The sequence below is a fragment of the Polycladomyces zharkentensis genome (assembly GCF_016938855.1).
GTDB classification, from domain to species: Bacteria; Bacillota; Bacilli; order Thermoactinomycetales; family JIR-001; genus Polycladomyces; species Polycladomyces zharkentensis.
Window position 1 is genome coordinate 101,506 of record NZ_JAFHAP010000005.1, and the last position, 19,210, is coordinate 120,715.

Below are 19,210 nucleotides of genomic sequence, written 5' to 3' on the forward strand. Positions count from 1 at the left end.
CGAGCGTTTGGAAAATAGCGAATCGAGGACAACCCTTTCCCGGGAGTGACTTCAACAGTGGGAAACGATCGGACAAAGGGTTCTCAAATATGAGGGGATGTTGGAAGGATTCACGCGGCCGAAGCACCGGAAGCACTCCATTGGTCGCCGTGGGCTTTTCGCTTCATCCAGGTGGCAGCCCACATCCATCCACGATGGCTTTGCCCAGGCCCGGGTGATTTTCGTTTCACGAGATTTTGCCGGCACAGCAGTTTGAAGTGTTTTCGCACTTCTCGACTCCATTGCATCCAAATGCTGTCGGACGCCAGAGGGACAAAGCCCACCAGCGTCCGACATTCGCTCTCATCCCAACCCTGAAGAGCTTGGTTTCGCTTTTTTGCTATTTGGAAGCGGTGCTTAGAATACTTTTTTCAATACTTGTCCTAACACTTCTGCCGAATGATGCAGTTTTTCCAGTTCTTGCTCTTGCAAATTCAACTCGATCACTTCGCGTATGCCGGAACGATTCACAACGGCGGGTACACCGATATAAATATCCTTTAGCCCATATTCGCCACGGAGCAGGGTGGAAACAGTGAGCACTGAATTTTCATCGTTTAAGATGGCGCGAGTTAAACGGGCCAGTCCCATCGCAATTCCATAGTAGGTGGCTCCTTTGCGTTCAATGATATGGTAGGCTGCATCACGTACATTGACAAATATTTGATCCAACTCTTCCTGGTTCGGACCATTTCCTTCCCTTAAATAGTCCGAAATCGGACGGGTTCCAATATGGGCATGACTCCACACGGGCAATTCCGTATCCCCATGTTCCCCGATGATATAGGCATGTACATTCTGTGGATTCACTTGATACGCTTCACCGAGCAGATAGCGCAAGCGAGCCGTATCAAGGATGGTACCTGATCCAATCACACGATGAGCGGGCATCCCGGAATATTTCCATGTCGCATAAGAGAGGATATCAACCGGGTTTGTCGCAACCAAGAACAATCCATCAAAACCGCTTTTCATCACTTCGCTGATAATGGATTGAAAGATTTTCGCGTTTTTATCCACCAGATCGAGACGGGTTTCTCCGGGCTGCTGGTTGGCACCGGCAGTGATCACCACAAGATCCGCATCTTGACAATCGTGATAATCCCCGGCCCAGATGCGCATCGGCGAACCAAATGGCAAGGCGTGATTCAGATCCATCGCGTCCCCTTCCGCTTTTTTCTTGTTAATGTCAATCAACACCAATTCGTTGGCCAAACCTTGGTTCAGTACCGCATATGCGTAGCTCGATCCAACAAAACCGGTTCCGATTAAGGCGATTTTGGTCCCTTTCGACACTTTCATCAGGGGACAACTCCTTTCGTTCTTCATATGATTGGGCTGACTTTGACTTTCCACCATACCTCACAGGAGAAAGCGGAAAACATAGGCCAATAGATAGGTAAAGCTACAGGTGATGAACAGGAAAGCCAAACTGTATTTCAAAGTGAAGCGGAACAGACTGGATTCATTACCGGATTGACCAACTGCTGCCGTAGCGATCGCCACCGATTGCGGACTGAGTAATTTCCCCATCACCCCCCCACTGGTATTGGCGGCGACGAGCAAGGCCGGCGATGTCCCAATCTGTTGCGCCGTCACCAGTTGCAGGTGAGCAAACAGAGCGTTGTTGGCGACAACCGAACCGGTCAGAAATACCCCGATCCAACCCAGAACAGGTGAGAAGAATGGGAATAACTTGCCGGTTTTCGACAAAGCCAAGCCCAAGGTAGACGAAATGCCCGAGTAGTTGGCAAGATAAGCAAAAGCGAGTACGAATCCGATGGTGACAATGGGTTTCCACAGTTCAAGCAATGTTTCTTTGATCAATTGCCATGTTGTTCTCATGTCAACGCGGAACAAGAGAAGTGTCAGGATGACGGAGATCAGGATCGCTGTGCCTGTCGAAGACAGCCAGTCCAGTTTGAATACCGCATCATATGGTGTCAGCTCCTTGGCAATCGGTGGAGCAATCAACACATGTTGATGAAGTCCGGGAATTTTCACCTTGGTTACAAGAAATTCCAAAGGACCTCCTGGTTCGAATAAATGTTTAAAAGCTTTGCTGCTCCAAATGCTGACTATGATCGTCAAGATGTAAAACGGAGACCATGCTTTGATGACCTGTCCCATTGTCAGACGCTTGGAGCGGACAGGTTGTACACCATTGTCAAGATGGAAGATGTTTTTCGGTTTCCAGAACTTCGAAAACAGCGTCAGAGCACCCATGCTGATGAGAGAGGAAGTAATGTTGGCCAACTCGGGTCCGATCAAAGTGACGGTCAGGTATTGTGTCACTGCATACGATCCACCGACAACGAGCAGAGCGGGAAATACTTCTCTGACCCCGCGAAATCCATCCAAAATCCAAATCATCAAAAACGGCACGAGAAAGGAAATAATAGGTAATTGAATCCCCAGAATGTTAGACAACACGATTTTATCGATACCGGAGACTTGACCGGCCACAATGACCGGAATCCCCATTGCCCCAAAAGCTCCGGATGCGGCGTTGGCAATCAGGCAAAGCGAAGCTGCTTGCAATGGTTGAAAGCCCAGTTCGACGAGCAATGCGGCAGAGATGGCAATCGGAACCCCAAATCCCGCCGCGCCTTCGAGAAATGCGTTAAACGAAAATCCAATCAGCAAAAGTTGCAACCGTTGATCGTCGGTGATTGAGATGATGCTGGATCGAATCACATCGAAATTCCCCGTTTTTACCGTGATTTTATACAGTAAGACAGCTGTAACGACGATCCAGGCGATTGGCCACAAACTGTAGGCAAAACCAAAACCGACAGCTCCCAGCGTCATGGAAAACGGCATGCGGTAAACGAAGACAGCAATCACAAAGGCGATGAGCATTGTATAGAAAGCGGCGATATATCCTTTTAGACGCAAGATTGTTAAAGATATCACAAAGAAGACGATCGGAATGGCAGATACGAATGCTGACAGCCATAACTGGCGAAGAGGATCATAGGTTTGTGTCCACATGTCCATAGGGAACACCCCTTAGAGTAGAGCGAAGAATGAGCTCATCCATTCACTGCGATGTTGTATTGGTCGGTTTCATTATACTCCCCGTCGTAAATAAATGGAATGAACAATTTGTGAATGATTTCACTTAAAGTCATGATAGATAATACGGAAAATTCAATTAACAGCATTGATTCCTCATAAATAAAGGGGTTGTGCGAGGTTGGATGAAAAGGACGGGACGGATATTTTGTGATTAAATGAACAAATTGGTTCGTGTGCATGAAGCGCTGGCACATTCAAAATGACATCGGTACCTTTCCCACAAGAGTTTGGCTTGATCCGGTGTGCCCCGGTTTGCACAAGAATAAGGACCCTTTCAGGGTCCGCTTGTCGGGATGATGGTGGGATTACAGATATTCGATTCATCCTAATAATCCAGGTGACCACCTGGACACAGACGGTGTCGAAACACCCAATACGTCCAAGCTTGGTACGCCAAGACAAACGGTAACACAAAAACAGTGATGATCGTCATCACGCGCAACGAATAGGGTCCCGATGCAGCATTGTAGATCGTGAGACTCCAGTGGGGGTTGAGCGAGCTGATCATGACGCGCGGAAACAGATGGAGAAAAACCGTGACCGATGAGAAAACGATTGTCAGGCTGGTCATTAAAAACGCCCATCCGTCGCGTTTGGCGTAAATGAAAAAGGGCACCGACAATAAGGTCATGGCAGCCAGCACAGGCACTCCACCGGGGTCGATGCCGGTTTTGCTGAACAGGTCAGTATTGTAGAAACTTAAGATGGCAAACAGGAACATTACCAGACTGGTGAGCGCCCCGATTCTCCTGGCGGTTTCCCGTGCCCTTTCCTGCATCTCGCCTGATGTGCGAAGGGAGATGTACAGCGCCCCGCTTAACGTTGAAAGCAGCAGCAAACTGAACCCGCCCATGATGGTGAATGGCGTAATCAGGCTCCAGAAAGTACCGACATAGTTCATGTTGGCGTCGATGGGCACACCACGTATAAAGTTGGCGATCGCTACACCCCACAAAAAAGGCGGCAGCACACTTCCCGTAAACAGAAGCCAGTCCCAGGTGGTACGCCAACGCGGGTTACTGATTTTACTGCGAAACTCAAAAGCCACTGCACGCACAATCAGCGCCACCAATAGCAGGAAAACATCATCGGTACCAACGGCTCAATGCGCCGGTACAGCCACACACGGATCTGCCGGAGGATACGAAAGGTCAAGTCGTGTGAGAAATATCGTTCAGCGTAACGGAACACGGCACGGGACAACCCAAAAAATCGAACCCCTACAATGGGCATCCACAGCAACAAAATGGTGGCAGGGTGAAGAGCAGCTTTGGCAATCAGGTAACCGGAGGTTGCCATCAGCCCAATGTTTGTTCCTACAGTACAAAAGCGAAGCAGGATTGACAGGGTAAAGCGCCAGGGAAATGGCCGTTGGAATTGAAACAAACGGACGATCACCCTCCAGAGCGACAACTGTATTTGTCTATTTTTCGGTGTTATCCCCTGTATCACCGGTCTGCTCACGCTTCTTCACCTCCTGCATATGCGGTGCGTAATCGCCGATACATTCCCTGAACAGCCATCAGTTCCGTGTGGCTCCCTTGTTCAACAATCTTTCCGCCTTCCATTACAACGATCCCGATCCGCCCTCTTCACCGTGCTCAAACGATGAGCAACCACAATCACCGTACGCCCCGCAAGAAGCCGCGCGATCCCTTCCTGCATCGTACATTCGGTTTGCGGGTCAAGGTGGGCGGTAGGTTCATCGAGCAGCACCAGCGGAGCGTCCTTGAGCAAAGCCCGTGCCACCGCCAATCTTTGGATCTGCCCCCCGCTTAAACCGTATCCGCCTTCGCCCAAGGGAGTGTTGTACCCTTGGGGTAAAGAGACAATCCAATCATGTGCCCTTGCCGTACGCGCAGCCGAAATAATCTCCTCCGTGGAAGCGTTGGGACGAGCCAGCAAATTATCCATAACGGTGCCGGCAAAGAGATGCGTGTGTTGACGTAAAACCGCCATTCGTCTTCGCCATTCCTTGATCGGCCAGTCGCTTAACGCTTGACCATTGATACGGATCTCCCCAGCCGTTGGGCGCAAAAAACCCTGCAATAGGGTCGAGGAGGGTGCTTTTGCCCGCTCCACTGGGCCCGACCAGCGCCAGTGTTTCACCAGGGTGAACAGTTAGATTGATATCATGTAATATTGGCGGTAATCCGGGATCATATGAAAAAGTGACATTGACGAATTCAATTGTGAACGGATCATTCCGCGATCTAGGATGGTTTGGTATCCGTGGTGCCTTCTTTGGCCCGTGTTCGGGTTGCAAATCCCTGTGGAGATCTTCATCAGCAGATACACGACTTACACGCACATCCTTTTGGAGCTTCCAACCATCCTGTACCAGGCCGGGCGGGTTGGCTTCGAGAATCTCGAATATTCTTCCGGCGGCCGTCACTCCGTTGAGACCTGCGTGAAACTCACTGCCCCCAGTGCCCGGAGGGGCTGAAAAAATTCAGGTGTCAACAACAGGATCAAAAAAGCGGTGAAAAAGGGCATACGATCAGAAACCAAGCGTAAGCCGAGGGTAACGGCGACAACCGCCGTGCTCAGTGTGGCGAATAATTCCAGTAAAAACGAAGACAAAAAAGCAATTCGAAGGGTACGCATCGTCGCCAGTCGATAGGCTTCACTGGCTCTGCCCATCCACTCTGCCCGAGCTCGACTGCGTCCGAAAATCTTCAGCGTGGTCAAGCCCTCCAGGACATCAAGAAACCGTGCAGCAAGCAAGCTCAATTGTTGCCATTGACGTGCGCTGGCCGATTCCGCCGCTTTGCCGATCAAAATCATAAAGAATACGATCAATGGTGCTGCCACCGCAAGAATGAACGCCGTTAAACTGTCGCGTGTCAGCAAGAAACCGAAAATGGCCAACGGCATCAATGCCGACAGTGCCATTTGCGGAAGATATCGGGATAAAAAGCTTTCCAACTGTTCAATCCCGGTCATCGCCGTGTTGACCAACTCGCCCCGTTGCTCTTGGGCTGCCCAAATTGGCCCAAGACGCAACAGATGTGCGATCAGCCGGCGACGCAAATCCGTTTTCACGCGCACGGCCAGATGCGCGGCGACCGCCTGATCCAGCCAAGTGAGAACGCCGCGGGTGGTGATGAGCCCGAATAAGATCCAAAGCCAGGGACTGACCTGATGCAATGGAGTGTGCTCCAAGAACACAGCGTTGACAACGTGGGCCAGATAATAGGCCTGAAGGATCAACAGCATTCCGTTTGTCAACCCCACTCCCACGGTGACGGCCAGAAGCACGCGAACCACCCGCATCTGTTGTACAAGTCGTTTGATATGTATACGAATTTCCTTCAATTGTCGAAGCCCCTCCACCCGCCGAATCAACGGCGGCAGAATCATCATTGGCCCTACTGATCATTTTGCCGTTCAAACAGTGGTCATATACCATGAGGATTTTCCATTGGGACTTCAAGTAATTTGTTGTGTCTTTTGTGCCATCGGAGTTGTGATACCAATTTGTCATGATACGAGTCAAGTGATAAAACGTTTACCGTAATGCTGACTTTCTGTGAACACTCCTTTTTTGTGAAATTTATCACAATCACTTCGATCCATATGGCTTATGCTAATTGAGACAGACAACATTCCATTTCGCGTTGGGAGTGTGAAACCTTCATAGAAATCGGACCGGCATCATGACATCGGGTTTGCAGGGGTGTCATCTGGACATCGAGATTCATGGCAACACGTTTAGTAATGAAAGTATCAAGCGAAAAGGGGGATTCGCTTCGTGAATTATGTCATTCGCGGCAACAACCTTGAAGTGACGGAAGCTTTGCGGAATTTTATCGAAAAAAAGATCAGCCGTCTGGAAAAGTATTTTGACACCCCGCCTTCCGCCGATGCGCACATCGCCCTCAGCGTGATCCACGATGATCACAAGGTGGAAGTGACGATTCCCCTTCAAGGCGTGCTGGTTCGCGCCGAGGAAAAAAGCGCCGACATGTATACTTCGATCGATCTGGTCGTGGAAAAATTGGAGCGCCAGATCCGGAAGTACAAAACCAGGATCAACCGCAAACCCCGTCAGGAGGGAAGCCTCCGTTCGCAGCTTGTTGAAAACGGAAACACCTCCACCGCTTTGGTGGATGATGAAGAAGAACCCGTTGTGGTTCGCACAAAGCGTTTTCACCTGAAACCGATGGATGTGGAAGAAGCCATCATGCAAATGGAACTGCTCGGACACCACTTCTTTGTGTTCTCCAATGCAGAGACGGATGAAGTGAACGTGGTATATCGCAGAAAAGACGGGCGTTACGGTTTAATCGAACCCGAGTGAGGTGCAAATAGAGGGTAATTTGGTTTCAGAATTTATGTGGCTGACACAGCGTTACTGCTCTAGCTAGGATGAATTCACGCGAGAATGTGAGAAGGAGGAAGGAAAGTATGTTTTGTCATCAATGCGAGCAGACACCAATGGGTGGATGTAAAATCATCGGAGTTTGTGGAAAAAACGAAGTGATCGCCAGTTTGCAAGATATTTTGGTTTTTGGGTTAAAAGGAATCGCTGCATATCGTACACATGCTTATCAGCTTGGATATACGGACCCGTTTGTAGATGCTACCACACATGAAGCACTTTATATGACACTGACCAATTCCAACTTTAATGAGCAAGAGCATTTTGAGATGGCGATGAAAGTTGGGCAAGCAGCGATCCGGGTTATGGAATTGCTGGATCGAGCTCATACAGAACGCTTTGGGATTCCACAGCCCGTTCGTGTTAGTCAAAATAAGATAGAAGGAAAAGCAATTTTGGTAACAGGGCACAATTTGCTTGCACTTGAAAAATTATTGGAGCAAACGATGGATAAAGGGATCAACATATATACACATTCAGAAATGTTACCGGCACATGGTTATCCTAAACTGAAAAAGTATCCTCATTTGAAAGGGAACATCGGAAAATCATGGTTTGATCAAAGGAGGCTTTTTGAAAGGTTCCCAGGCGCGATTTTGGCAACAACGAACTGTGTCATGCCCATTAAAGGTACGTATGCAGACCGCTTCTTCTCTTATGATGTAGCTGGGCTTGAAGGAGTACAAAAAATTGAAAATGATGATTTTACACCATTGATCAAGCGTGCTTTAGAGCTTCCGGAAGTGAATATAGAGTCTGATCAAGAACTCGTTACAGGCTTCCACCATGAGACCGTGCTAGGAATGGCACCGGAAGTGATCCAGGCTGTGAAAAATGGAAAAATTAAGCGCTTCTTTGTCATTGCAGGTTGTGACGCTCCGGGGAAAGGTGGTGAATATTATCGGAAATTAGCCACATCCTTGCCACCAGAAACGGTTATTCTAACCACTTCTTGCGGCAAGTTCCGCTTTAACGATGTAGATTACGGAGTAGTACCAGGTACGGATATTCCACGCTATATTGATTTGGGGCAATGCAATAATTCGATTTCCACTGTGAAGATTGCGGCTGCACTAGCTGAAGCATTTGGATGTGAGGTAAACGAACTGCCAGTCAGTATCGTGTTATCTTGGTTTGAGCAAAAAGCGGTTGCCATCCTATTGGGGTTGTTCAGCCTGGGTATTCAAGATATCCGTATTGGACCAAAAGCTCCTGAGTTTATTTCACCAGGTGTGTTGCAAGTATTGCAAGAGAGATTCGGCTTAAAATTGATTGGTGATGTACAAACAGATATGCAAGCCATGTTAACGGAGAGCTCAGCACATCTGACCATCTCATCTTAAAAGGGAGCGCTACAGGATTTGGCCGTTTATAAAGAGCGAGCGGGAAAACCCAGCCCTTTAGGGTTGGGATGAAAGCGAGCGTCGGACGCGGGAGGGCCTCAGCTCTCGCAAGTCCGACAGAATTTTAGCACAATCGAGCCTAGAAGTACGAAAACACTTAAAATACTATGCGAGCGCAAACTCAATAAACTAACATTACCCAGGCTTGGACGAAGCCATCGTGGATGGATGTGGGTTGCCACGCCAGATGAAGCGAGAAGGCCTCTGGTGCTTTAGCCGTGCGGAGCAAGTCACGTTTGGTTTCATACAGAAGGATGTGGCCGAGAAGGCCAAGGGCTCTTGACAATGTTGGATCTCACTTGGTGCAAGTGGGATCTTATATTTTTACATCAGTATCCTCACAAATGTAGGCCATCGTGTGATGGGAAACACAGTGGACACCTTGGAAGGCAGAGTGTATGGGGAAAAGGGAGACCTAGGACGAAACAGGCGGTTCATCATGAACAGGGAGAATAGGCATTGCTGACAGTGCCTTGTTTGCTTGGTACTGGGTTGATCCATTCTTAAACCTGATTCATCCCTGTTGTGATGTTTGTCATAATACGAAAACACAAATTCAGTTACCATAACATCAAGCTACAGCATCAAACGAAACGGACCAGGAGGAAAGAACATGAATGATATGCCTTTTCATTGCGGCCAGAGGGTCGGAGAGGACATTCCTTTGTGTCCTGCTCTGACCCGACTGAAGCAAGAACATATTCCGTTAAGGGAACAAATGGAGCAATTGTATCAATCGGCAGAAGGAGTCGGAGACGATACTCACATTGCAGACTGGCAAGGTGCATTGCATGAATTGAGGGAGAAAGCCGTTCGTTTTGAGCGGGAATTGCACGCTCATTCTGAACGGGAAGAAAAGTATTTATTTCCGATGATGGCTTCATACATCGGCAGGGAATCAGGACCACTGATGGTAATGGAATATGAGCATCAAAAAGGAAAGGAATATCTGCAAACCTTTATCGCAAAGATTGATCAGGCGACCGCGCCCGTTGATACAGAAAAGGCAAAGAAAATCGGCTTATTTATGATTCAAGCCTACAATATCTTGTCACAGCACTTTATGAAAGAAGAAAATGTTTTGTTCCCCATGGCAGAACAGTTGCTTTCGTCTGAAGAAAAAGATCTTCTGGCGAAAAAAATGCAAACCGTATAGTCTTTGAAGAATTTTATGGTCTGTTTTCCTGCCATGATTGCCACCGAAACAGAGTGAAGAATCCATGAAGAACCAAGCCAAAAAAAACAAAAGGTGGTTTCTCCTTGAAGCAGCGAAGAAACCACTTATTTTTTTTGAAATACTGCACTTAGATAACGCTTAAATAGACATGCAAACAGGCTCAGATGAGGTGTCCATACCCCCCTTGTCCACGCACGGACATTGGACATGATGGTGATGAAGCTTTTCTAACCGAGCCCAATCCAACATTTTGCGTGTATACATTGATACAATGCTTATTTTGCATGTGTCTCGCCTTTCCCGGCGTAAGGCAGTCGTTCACCGGTGAGCGACCAGCCGGTTTTTGGACCGAGGATGAACCAGCCAAGCATGAGAGCGCCAATTGCAAAAATGGTGTCAACGATCACCCGCAGCCATACGAAGTTGTGAATGATCCCCCGCGACATGAATTCAGCCGAACGTGCATACCACATACCGTGTTCCACGCTTGCCCATGTCTGCATCAGACCAATCGGGAGCAGACTGAGCAGTACCATCAGCGCCAGTCCGATATTGATGGCCCAGAACGAGAAAGCGAGAGCCTTTGTTTTCCACACGTGTTGTTTGGTCAATCCCCGTAAGCAAAACAGCATGAGCCCGATTCCCAACATGCCGTATACTCCGAACAGCGCCGTATGTCCATGCACGGGTGTGGTGTTAAGCCCTTGCATGTAGTAAAGGGCGATCGGAGGATTGATGAAGAATCCGAACAATCCGGCCCCCACAAGGTTCCAAAAAGCAACGGAGATAAAATAGTAAATCGGCCACTTGTACGCCGTCATCCAGGGACGGGCACGGGAAAGGGTCAAATTCTCATACGCTTCGAAGCCGATCAGTACCAACGGAACCACCTCCAGCGCGCTGAAAGTGGCGCCGAATGCCAAAACCCCGATCGGCGTTCCGCTGAAGTACAAGTGGTGGAACGTACCGATAATCCCTCCGAACAAAAAGATGATCGTGGAAAAAAGAACCGAAGTGGTGGCTGTGGATATCCGCAGCAATCCCATACGCGTGAACAGGAACGCGATCACCGGTTGCAAATACTTCAAAAAACCCTTCCACCCACAGGTGCACCACCCACCAACGCCAGTACTCGGCAATGGCCAGATGCGTATGCTGTCCCCACATGAGTCCCGGAATATAAAACACCGGAATCGCGGTGGAAGCGATCAAAAACAGGATGAGCAGATGCCTGTCGTCTTTTGCCTTTCTCAGCGCGGGCCAAATCGCCCGTACCATCAGGAACAGCCAGAGGAAAAGTCCGACAGTCAGGAACAACTGCCAAAATCGTCCAAGATCCGTATACTCATACCCCTGGTGCCCAAACCAGAAGTTTGTGTCCAACCCAAGACGTTGCCGGACCGCAAGCCACTGACCGGCCATGGAACCGACAACGATGATCAGCAAACACACAAAGAGAAAATTGACGAAAAAACGTTGGTATTTTGGTTCGCGACCGGAGACTGCCGGAGCCACAAACAACCCGGTTGCGATCCAGGCGGTTGCAATCCAAAAGATTCCCAATTGGGTGTGCCACGTACGTGTTACAGAATAGGGCAGCCATTCTGCCAGCGGTATTCCGTAGAAACCGCTACCTTCCACCTGGTAATGGGCCGTACCGCTCCCAGCCCAACCTGAATCACCCACAAAGTAGCGACGACCCAGAAATACTTGAGTGTCGCCTTCATGGAAGGGGTGGGTGACAAGGCAAGCAACGGATCTTTTTCAGGATAGGTCTCTTCCGATTCGATGTGTTTTTGCTTGGCATAATACCAGACCAGAGCGCCAATGCCGGCCAGCAGCAGAACAAAACTGACTACAGACCAGATCACCATGGAACCGGTGGCCACATTGCCGATCAAAGGTTCATGGGGCCAGTTGTTCGTGTAAGTGATGTCGCTGCCCGGACGATTGGTGGCGCACGCCCAGGTTGACCAGAAGAAAAAAGCGTTTAGGGCTTTCATCCGCTCCGGATCTTTGATTGTTTCGCGGGGGATGGCATACTTGTCACGCAAATCATCCAGTTTCGGATCATTGCCAAATAAGGCAGCGTAATGTCGGCTGATGGCTGCATATGCCTGCGCACGCAGGGGGGAGATCACCAAATCGCCCGTTTTCGGCTTGGTTCTGATTTCTTTTTTCAATCTGGCGTGTAGCATCGCTTTGTTTTCATCATTCAGCGCGTCGTAAGATTTTCCGAATTAATCCGACGCATATTTGTTGAGAAACCACATGCATTCCCGATGCAGCCAGTCGGCGTTCCAGTCCGGCGCCACGTATGCGCCATGTCCCCAGATCGTTCCCACTTCCTGTCCGCCTATTGACTGCCAAACGTTTTGCCCATCTTTGATTTCTTTGTCGGTAAACAGTACGGTACCCGTACTGGTCAGCACACGTTTTGGAATGGGAGGCATCGTTTGATAAATCTCTCCCCCGTAATACCCCAGAATGGCAAATGAAATGACGAATACAAGTGTCAAGCTGACCCAAAGTCTTCTAAGACTCATGATTACAGGCCCCTACCAATTTTTGTCTTCATTGACACGGATAGTTTAAACTACGCCATTGTTCTTTATTCGAAAGTTGTATGAATTCAACTGATAGGGTATAAGCTTTGCCCCGTAAACCTTCAACTTCAACCAGAAGGATATTTGTTTATTGGGGGTACGTGTCCCAAAAATACGGCTGTATTTAAAAATTGGTTAGACAGAAGAGCAAATTGGCATATTAACCATAGACAGTCATCGTTCGATTCGTTCAAGAAAGGAGTCCGATATAAGACGGAGATTGATCCCCATCAGATTCGGACGGACGACCTTAAATTGGGTAGCTTGAAAGGCAACTTCGCGACAAAAATGAGGGGGCACAGAATAATGAAAGCGCTTGTATTCCGTGGTCCGGGAAAGTTTGAGTGGGTAGAGAAGGAAAAACCGACGATTCAAGATCCGACGGATGCCATCGTCAGAATAACCAAAACGACGATTTGCGGCACGGATTTGCATATCTTGGGCGGGGATGTACCAGCGGTTACCGATGGCCGAACCCTGGGACACGAAGGGGTTGGAGTAGTAGAAGAAGTCGGATCGGGTGTCAACAATTTCAAACCCGGCGACAGCGTGCTGATTTCTTGTGTCACTTCCTGTGGAAGATGTGATTATTGCAAAAAAGCGATGTACGCCCACTGTGAAAACGGCGGTTGGATTTTGGGGCACCTGATTGACGGTACCCAGGCGGAATACGTCCGGGTCCCGTATGCTGATACGAGCTTGTACCACATACCTCCGGGAACCGATGAGGAAGCACTGGTGATGTTAAGCGACATTTTCCCGACGAGTTTGGAAATCGGGGTGATCAACGGCGAAGTTCAGCCGGGGGATGTCATTGCTATTGTCGGGGCCGGACCGGTCGGGATGGCAGCACTCTTGACCGCGCAACTTTATTCACCGGCGGAGATTATCATGGTCGACCTTGATGATCATCGTTTGGAGATGTCCAAAAAGTTCGGGGCTACCAAGACAGTGAACAGCTCAAAGGGAACTGCGGTCGAGCAAGTGATGGAACTAACGGATGGCAAGGGTGTCGATGTAGCGATTGAGGCCGTCGGTTTTCCGGTAACTTTCGACATCTGTCAGCAAATCCTGAAGCCGGGAGGAAGGCTGGCCAACGTCGGTGTACACGGCAAGCCTGTCGAATTGCACCTGGAACAGTTGTGGATTCGCAATGTCAAGATCACGACAGGGCTGGTCAGTACGAGCACCACACCGATGCTGATCAAAACGGTGCAGTCCGGAAAGATCAAACCACAACAGTTGGTTACCCACCGTTTTCCGCTGGAACAGATTATGCAGGCGTACGAGGTATTTCGCAATGCAGCCAAAGAAAAAGCGATGAAAGTTATTTTATACAATGATTGACTTTTTTGATAAAAAGACAGTCCGAATCATCTTTTGTCCGTTTTTGTCGCGCCCGCCTGTTTCATAAGATGACGTCCCTCTTGCAGAATGCAGTTTGTGGATAAAGTGATGCGGGTCCGATTTTTCCCTGCAGGTTCGCATTCGAGGACAAAATCGGGCCCGCACCTTATTTCACCCATGCAGAGTGCAACCGGTTTGGGAACCTGTTTTTATAACGAGCAAGCTGGAGTCTTGGATCGCTTCAATCTCATGTTCCTCATACGGTTTCATGTGAAGCATGGAACCCGCTTTTAAGTGGAAACGTTGGTCAGATACACCAAACCATACTTCTCCGCTGATCACAAAAACGAGCACATGGCAGTTCGCATGGTGTCGGGGAATCTTTTTTCCCGATTTTAATTGCAGGTTCACGACAACTCCTTGGTCAAACTCCAACACTTGGGTACGTGCAACCCCTCTTTCCCCGGCAATTCCTTGTCTTATCTCAACGACAGTCATTCAAATCATTCCTTTTTGGTTGTTGTATGAAGATGGACATCATGGGCGATCGCCGCTTTTTCCCCTTGAGTCAAAATCACGCTAAACAATGGGAACAGGTAATGATCCTCCTTCTCAATATGTTTTTTTAACAGATAGGCAAGCAGTCCCATTTTTTGTATGAGTTCATGTGAAGGGTTTTCGGGATCATGATTTTGAAACAGGGCCATTGCTTCTTGATAATGTTTCCGGATGATGTTGTGTTCGCTTTTTAATTTGGCGATGGGACCCACTTCCGTCTCTGTGATATGATTCGCCAAACGAGTAAGAATATAGTTTTCTTCGTACAAAAAATGATGTTCCAATTCATGGCCGATTGTATCCAATGCCTTTTGATAAAGCTCGGTGTGATAGCCTTCCCTCACCTGATCCATCAACTGGCTTAACGCAGCGTGTTCTTCGATAAAAGAATACAGTTCGGGCGCTACGATCGTCAGAATTTTTTCGAATTCCAGCGTATCTGTTTTTTTCCAATCCGTTAAATCCAGTCTGGGTTGATAGCTCGGTTTTACCATATCGATTCTCTCCTCACGAAAATGGATTCCAGTTGTATCACTTATACGCAATGCCAATCTCCCATCTCGCTGTCCTGTGTCTCACTACAAATGTACACGAGTTGGCTCAATCGCATTGTGATTTTTTGCATAAAAAAAGCCCCTGTTTTTTGTCATTCTTTAACAGGGGAGAGTGTGCGTTGCAGTGCATCCGGATTGTAAATCAAGATGCCTTTGCGATTGATATCAAGCAAATGATCTTTTTTTAGTTGGTTGAGCACACGGTTGACCGATTCCCGTGACATTCCCAACATATTGGCAAAATCTTGATGGGTTAACGGAATGGAAACGAAAACGCCATCCTCCCTCTGAATTCCGTATTCCTCCACCAGCCGTAACAAGGTGATGACAACTTTTTGATGGACATCTCCCGAAATCACATCTTGCAAGCGCCTTTGCATATAAAGGAGCCTTTGATCCATCATTTTCATGACCGACTTTGCAATGAGTGGATTGGAATCCATCAATCGATCAAAATCGTCCGTCGGTATGGCCAACAATATACTATCCGTGACGGTTACAGCCGTTCCGGGATACGGTGAATCGCAGAAAAATCCAACATGGGGAAACATATCCCCTTTTTGCAGAAGACAGATGACCTGTTCATTACCATTATTTTGCACCTTCGTGACCTTGACGATCCCCGATTGAATGAAGTAAACCGTGCTCAATGTCTGCCCTTCCACAAAGATCGTTGAATTCTTTCGATAGTGTCGCAAAACCGTAATACGTGTGATTTTCTCCAATTCATCATCTGTCAACCCACTGAACAGCGGAACCCGTTTGAGAATCTCGAATTTGCGGTCCATCACCAGCGCCTCCACTTTTTTATGGGGGTAGTGGCAACAAAGTTGCAACCGGGCATCGATCTCCCAATCAAATTTTGCCCAATAAAATTCAATACGATATCCCTTTGCATAGTCAATGACAAAACACCTACCTTTCTGTGAACAATCGTGAAACTTATCACATTTATATAGTTCAATAATGCTTACAATAATTGCACCCGTAATATAGATTTTCTGTGAACGACCTATTTTTTGTGAAATCCATCACATTTTCTTTCTCCAACTCGACTTACCCTGATATACACAGGCAACATTTCAGCATGATGATGGGAGTGTGAAACCTTTGAAGAAAACAGGGGGGTCAAATTGCCTGGATACAGTGACTGATTGAGCCCTGATTGACGAGGGTGAGGGGTGGTCGTAATTCATCGCGGATGGTGACCGCGGTCATCTTCGCTGATAATCCACTACACCGGCCATTCTCCATACAATGGGGGTGATATTGGCACAATCTTGGCGATCATGCTTTTTTGCTGGGAGGTGTGAATAGATGGCTAAAAAAATTCTGGCCGCGGTTGTACGGGACTTTGCGGAACCGGTTCACATTGAGGAGGTGAATATTCCGGAACCCGGAGTGGGACAAGTTCGTGTGAAAGTCGAAGCCTCAGGATTGTGCCACAAAGATATTCACGCGGCCAAAGGGGAGTGGCCGGTCAAACCGAAATTGCCCTTTATCCCGGGACATGAAGGGGTCGGGATCGTGGAGGCTGTCGGAAAAGGAGTGACGTGGATCAAGGAAGGGGATCGGGTGGCTCTCCCATGGCTGGGGTACGCATGCGGAATGTGCGAATATTGCAAATCCGGCTCGGAGACCCTGTGCGAGTCCCGGTTGAACACCGGTTACTCCATCGACGGCACCCATGCTGAATACACAATCGGCTACGCGAAACACCTCGTCAAAGTGCCTGACGGTGTGAATCCGCTGGATGCGGCGCCTTTGACCTGCGATGGGGTGAACACCTACAAAGCGGTGAAGATGTCCGGTGCCCGACCGTCGGACCTCGTGGCCATCTTCGGAATCGGCGGGCGCGGCCACTTGGCCCTGCAATACGCCAAAGTAGCCGGCACCTCGGTGGTGGCTGTCGACCTCTTCGATGAGACATTGCAACTGGCCAAGGAGCTGGGAGCGGACTATGTGGTCAACGCCCGGACTCAGGACCCTGTGGAAGAGATCAAGAAACTGGGTGGAGCCGATGCAGCCATCAGCGTGGATGTCTCGCCCCAGGCTTTTGTACATGCTTTCCATTCCCTGCGCCGCGGCGGCCGCCTCGTCCTTGTCGAACCGGCGGGCCACTATGTGCAGTTGCCCATTTTTGAAACCGTACTCAACGGTATTCAGGTAATTGGGTCCATTGCAGGAACCCGCATCGATCTTGAGGAAACTTTCCAATTGCATGCGGAGGGACGGACAAAAGTCATCTATGAGACCAGGCACCTTCATCAAGTGAAAGAGGCCTTTGAAGAAGTGGAAAAATCACAAACGAAGGGACGACTGGTCTTCAAACTGTAAACACAAAACCGGACCGGATACAAAGTTCCCAACACAGTTGGCGACAAAGTCACGCGGGTTCCGGTTTCCGTCTCCGCTCCGCATTCGGAAATCCGGATCGTTATCCTGAAAGAGGGTGGACGTTTTCCCGCGACCGTCCTTTGAGCGCAGCGATTCAGGAGCGAGAGGGAAAACGGCGCACCCGGAATCACGATTGGTGAAGCTTTGTCAGCAGTCTCAAACAAATTTGGAGCTATATTCACATCGGCAAACAGGAAGGTGTTGAGGTTCTCGACGAACACACTGTTTTACCCCATCGCCACCGTGCGACGTGAAGATACGAGAAGGAGGCTATCTTGATGAAATACCGCAACATGCCCGGCATTGATACGCCGGTCTCCGAAGTGGGTTTCGGCGTTTGGTCTGTTGCCACACCATGGTGGGGTGTCAAAGACGATACGATCGGCAAACGACTGTTGCGCATGGCATACGAAGATTACGGCATTACGTTTTTTGACACCGCGGATGTGTACGGCCAAGGCAAAGGAGAAACCCTCTTGGCGGAAGCGTTGGAAGGGCTTCGCGACAAAGTGGTGATTGCCACCAAATTCGGCTACGATATCTATGCCAAACGGGGCGACCGAAACGGCAGACATTCTGAATTGCCCCAGCGGTGGGACGCCGCCTCGATCCGTCAATCCTGCGAAGAGAGCCTGCGCCGATTGAAGACCGACGTGATCGACCTCTACCAATTGCATAACGCTCGGATGGAAGTGATCCAGAGTGATGAAGTGCTTGAGACCCTGGAACGGTTGAAAGAGGAAGGAAAAATCCGCACCTACGGTGTCGCTTTGGGGCCGGATATTGGCTGGCGGGACGAGGGATTGGCCACGCTCCGTGACGAGCGGTACGACATGGCGCAAATCATTCACAACTTGTTGGAGCAAGATCCTGCCCGAGAACTGATCCGGGAGGCCGAAAAGCTGGGCAAATCCCTGATTTCCCGTGTCCCGCACGCATCAGGTCTTCTCGACGGCACCTATGATCCGGACAAGCATTTCGACAAACGGGACCACCGATCCCACCGGCCGATCGAGTGGATGAAAGAAGGTGTGAAAGCGGTTCAGCGGTTGAGATTTCTGTACGAAGGAACGGACCGGACCATTGGTCAGGCAGCCATTCTCTTCTCTTTGGCGAGCCCCGCGATCAAATCGGTTTTGCCCAATATCACCAGTGAATCGAACTTGCGCGAATTTGCCGAGGCGCCGGAGAAAACGCCGCTGACAGAAGAGGAACTGAAGATGATCGAAACGTTGTGGGAAACTGGCATGAAAGAGCAATTGAAACAGCCGTTCTCCAACAGCAAAATCAAGCCGACACCCGTGGCGACCCGTTAATCACTGCACCAAGAATCCGGTAAACTCGGGCGGGGATCTGTCCCCGCCTGGATTCATCCCACTGTCGGCATATCAATTTTCGTTTTTTGCTGCGACGAGAGTCTGTTGAATGACATTCCTTTGAGCTGTTAAGTGACAAAACTGTAACCGCAATGTCGATATTCTGTGAACACCTCTTTTTTTGTGATATCCATCACAATTACTTCGCCCGATACCACTTACACTCATTTACACAGACAAAAAATCAGTTTGGTTATAGGAGATGGTTTTTGATTAGTTAAATGACAAAGCGATAACGAAACGCCGATATTCTGCGAATCACATTTTGTGAAATCCATCACATTCACT

16 protein-coding genes and 3 pseudogenes are annotated in these 19,210 nt (G+C 48.9%); 6 read left to right on the top strand and 13 right to left on the bottom strand.

The window, feature by feature from the left end; all coding sequences use genetic code 11:
• Nucleotides 1-396: 396 nt before the first annotated feature.
• From JQC72_RS04995 to JQC72_RS05020, 7 genes and pseudogenes are all read right to left on the bottom strand, one after another.
• Nucleotides 397-1,341 carry an L-lactate dehydrogenase gene (locus JQC72_RS04995; protein ID WP_205493400.1) on the bottom strand — a complete coding sequence of 315 codons (945 nt, stop codon included), beginning with the start codon at nucleotides 1,339-1,341 and terminating at the stop codon, nucleotides 397-399.
• Nucleotides 1,342-1,401: 60 nt separating this feature from the next.
• On the bottom strand, nucleotides 1,402-3,039 hold the full coding sequence (locus JQC72_RS05000; RefSeq protein WP_205493402.1) for a lactate permease LctP family transporter: 1,638 nt from the start codon (nucleotides 3,037-3,039) through the stop codon (nucleotides 1,402-1,404).
• A 406-nt stretch (nucleotides 3,040-3,445) separates the two neighbouring features.
• Nucleotides 3,446-4,177, bottom strand: a complete 732-nt coding sequence (gene cydB, locus JQC72_RS05005) for a cytochrome d ubiquinol oxidase subunit II (RefSeq protein ID WP_335342397.1) — start codon at nucleotides 4,175-4,177, stop codon at nucleotides 3,446-3,448.
• Between the two features lie 2 nt (nucleotides 4,178-4,179).
• On the bottom strand, nucleotides 4,180-4,584 hold the full coding sequence (locus JQC72_RS05010) for a hypothetical protein (RefSeq protein ID WP_205493404.1): 405 nt from the start codon (nucleotides 4,582-4,584) through the stop codon (nucleotides 4,180-4,182).
• An 81-nt stretch (nucleotides 4,585-4,665) separates the two neighbouring features.
• Nucleotides 4,666-5,157: an ATP-binding cassette domain-containing protein gene (locus tag JQC72_RS05015; protein WP_205493406.1), complete on the bottom strand. Its 492-nt coding sequence runs from the start codon at nucleotides 5,155-5,157 to the stop codon at nucleotides 4,666-4,668.
• A gap of 34 nt (nucleotides 5,158-5,191) precedes the next feature.
• A pseudogene (locus tag JQC72_RS16795) lies at nucleotides 5,192-5,515 on the bottom strand (hypothetical protein); the annotation flags it as partial.
• Nucleotides 5,512-6,483 (bottom strand): ABC transporter ATP-binding protein/permease, encoded by a 972-nt coding sequence (locus tag JQC72_RS05020; protein ID WP_205493408.1) that lies wholly within the window; start codon nucleotides 6,481-6,483, stop codon nucleotides 5,512-5,514. The pseudogene JQC72_RS16795 and the gene JQC72_RS05020, both read right to left, overlap by 4 nt.
• Nucleotides 6,484-6,874: 391 nt before the next feature.
• On the opposite strand from JQC72_RS05020, the gene hpf reads away from it, so the two are divergent.
• From hpf to JQC72_RS05035, 3 genes are all read left to right on the top strand, one after another.
• Nucleotides 6,875-7,423 (top strand): ribosome hibernation-promoting factor, HPF/YfiA family, encoded by a 549-nt coding sequence (gene hpf, locus JQC72_RS05025; protein ID WP_205493417.1) that lies wholly within the window; start codon nucleotides 6,875-6,877, stop codon nucleotides 7,421-7,423.
• Between the two features lie 107 nt (nucleotides 7,424-7,530).
• Entirely contained in the window at nucleotides 7,531-8,847 is a 1,317-nt protein-coding gene (gene hcp / locus JQC72_RS05030; protein WP_205493418.1) for a hydroxylamine reductase, read from the top strand.
• A gap of 673 nt (nucleotides 8,848-9,520) precedes the next feature.
• Nucleotides 9,521-10,063, top strand: coding sequence for a hemerythrin domain-containing protein (locus tag JQC72_RS05035; RefSeq protein WP_302104510.1), 543 nt, complete (start codon nucleotides 9,521-9,523; stop codon nucleotides 10,061-10,063).
• Between the two features lie 296 nt (nucleotides 10,064-10,359).
• On the opposite strand, the gene JQC72_RS16430 is transcribed toward JQC72_RS05035, so the two are convergent.
• The 3 genes and pseudogenes from JQC72_RS16430 to JQC72_RS16800 form a co-directional block, all read right to left on the bottom strand.
• Complete coding sequence (locus JQC72_RS16430) at nucleotides 10,360-11,130, bottom strand: cbb3-type cytochrome c oxidase subunit I (protein ID WP_302104528.1); 771 nt, start codon at nucleotides 11,128-11,130, stop codon at nucleotides 10,360-10,362.
• Nucleotides 11,131-11,212: 82 nt separating this feature from the next.
• Nucleotides 11,213-11,770 (bottom strand): annotated as a pseudogene (locus tag JQC72_RS16435) (cbb3-type cytochrome c oxidase subunit I); the annotation flags it as partial.
• Nucleotides 11,668-12,630: pseudogene (locus JQC72_RS16800) on the bottom strand (hypothetical protein). The pseudogenes JQC72_RS16800 and JQC72_RS16435, both read right to left, overlap by 103 nt.
• Before the next feature lie 366 nt (nucleotides 12,631-12,996).
• Here JQC72_RS16800 and JQC72_RS05045 point away from each other — a divergent pair.
• Nucleotides 12,997-14,037, top strand: coding sequence for a zinc-dependent alcohol dehydrogenase family protein (locus JQC72_RS05045; protein ID WP_205493419.1), 1,041 nt, complete (start codon nucleotides 12,997-12,999; stop codon nucleotides 14,035-14,037).
• Nucleotides 14,038-14,208: 171 nt separating this feature from the next.
• Here the strand turns inward: JQC72_RS05045 and JQC72_RS05050 are convergent, their stop codons facing one another.
• The 3 genes from JQC72_RS05050 to JQC72_RS05060 form a co-directional block, all read right to left on the bottom strand.
• Nucleotides 14,209-14,535 (bottom strand): AraC family ligand binding domain-containing protein, encoded by a 327-nt coding sequence (locus tag JQC72_RS05050; RefSeq protein WP_205493420.1) that lies wholly within the window; start codon nucleotides 14,533-14,535, stop codon nucleotides 14,209-14,211.
• Nucleotides 14,536-14,540: 5 nt separating this feature from the next.
• The gene (locus JQC72_RS05055; RefSeq protein ID WP_205493425.1) at nucleotides 14,541-15,089 is read right to left on the bottom strand and encodes a hemerythrin domain-containing protein; all 549 of its coding nucleotides are present in this window, start codon (nucleotides 15,087-15,089) and stop codon (nucleotides 14,541-14,543) included.
• 152 nt (nucleotides 15,090-15,241) lie between these two features.
• Complete coding sequence (locus JQC72_RS05060; RefSeq protein ID WP_205493426.1) at nucleotides 15,242-15,937, bottom strand: Crp/Fnr family transcriptional regulator; 696 nt, start codon at nucleotides 15,935-15,937, stop codon at nucleotides 15,242-15,244.
• A gap of 541 nt (nucleotides 15,938-16,478) precedes the next feature.
• Here JQC72_RS05060 and JQC72_RS05065 point away from each other — a divergent pair.
• Nucleotides 16,479-17,486, top strand: a complete 1,008-nt coding sequence (locus JQC72_RS05065; RefSeq protein WP_205493571.1) for a zinc-dependent alcohol dehydrogenase — start codon at nucleotides 16,479-16,481, stop codon at nucleotides 17,484-17,486.
• Nucleotides 17,487-17,824: 338 nt separating this feature from the next.
• Complete coding sequence (locus JQC72_RS05070) at nucleotides 17,825-18,862, top strand: aldo/keto reductase (protein WP_205493427.1); 1,038 nt, start codon at nucleotides 17,825-17,827, stop codon at nucleotides 18,860-18,862.
• The last annotated feature ends 348 nt before the right edge of the window (nucleotides 18,863-19,210 follow it).